Below are 910 nucleotides of genomic sequence, written 5' to 3'. Positions count from 1 at the left end.
AAACGGGGTCCCTTTTGGACGCCGATAGGGGGTCCTTTTTGGACGCCGATTGACATGGCAGAAGGATCGCCAGCCAGGTCAGATGCGTCGGCCAAGCGTCTGGATAGACGAAAAGCTGGATGACCAGCGTCATTCCGATCAGTGCCAGCGCGGCGAATCGGGTGCCGAGGCCGAGGACCAGCAGGATCGGAAACAGATGCTCGGCACCTGTCGCCGCGATCGCGGCGACCTCCGGCGACACGATCGGCAGCGCATATTCGCTACGGAACAGCTCATAGGTGCCGTCGGTAATCGTCAGCAGGCCCTCGACCTTCGTTCGCCCTGACAGGAAGAAGATGGCGGCGATCGCCAGTCGCGCGATCAGCAGCAGCAACGCGTCCGGTAACACGCTTCGCAAGGCGGCCGTGCCGCTTCGATAGAATTTGACGGCGTGCATGGTCGTCCCTCCAACAAGGAGAGGACCGGCACGCCGCAGCGCACCGGTCCCGTGCCGTTCAGGCCTTGATCGGGGTCAGCGAACCTTTGCCCTTGGGCGTCTTGATCGCGGTGCAGGTGCCGGCCTTCACCAGCTTCCAGGCGTTGCCCTGATAATCGACCTTCGACGTGCCCGCGCAGCTCGTGCCTGCGCCGGCGGCGCAGTCGTTCTTGCCCGCGAGCGAGACGCCATAGCATTTCTCCATCGCCGGCTTCTGCTGCGCGCTGGCGGGAACCGCGAGCGATGCGGCGGCGATGGCGATGGTGGCGGCAAGTGCGGCGGGGGTGGCGGACATACAGGATCCTTTCGATGGGTCGCCTCGTCACGCGACCCGGCAGAGAGAAGCCGGGTCGCGCGGTGACGGGGAAGGAGGCGGGGCCCCATGTGTGGACGACCTCCGCGGCGCAAGAGCTTTTCGGCATTGATGACCTCGGT

At 65.2% G+C, this 910-nt stretch carries 2 protein-coding genes; both read right to left on the bottom strand.

The features are described from left to right. On the bottom strand, nt 1-436 hold a 436-nt coding region (locus AX685_RS09060), incomplete at its 3' end, for a DoxX family protein (RefSeq protein ID WP_066487740.1). A gap of 58 nt (nt 437-494) precedes the next feature. Beyond that, nucleotides 495-770 carry a BufA1 family periplasmic bufferin-type metallophore gene (locus AX685_RS09055; RefSeq protein WP_066487738.1) on the bottom strand — a complete coding sequence of 92 codons (276 nt, stop codon included), beginning with the start codon at nt 768-770 and terminating at the stop codon, nt 495-497. Nucleotides 771-910 lie beyond the last annotated feature (140 nt).

The organism is Sphingomonas sp. CCH9-F2 (assembly GCF_001556735.1).
GTDB lineage: Bacteria > Pseudomonadota > Alphaproteobacteria > Sphingomonadales > Sphingomonadaceae > Sphingomonas > Sphingomonas ginsenosidimutans.
The sequence above is the reverse complement of the archived record's forward strand: the minus strand, read 5'-3'. Positions and strand labels throughout refer to the sequence as shown.

Coding starts and splice junctions, on each gene's coding strand:
- AX685_RS09055 (WP_066487738.1), bottom strand. CDS start 770: ATGTCCGCCACCCCCGCCGCACTTGCCGCCACCATCGCCATCGCCGCC.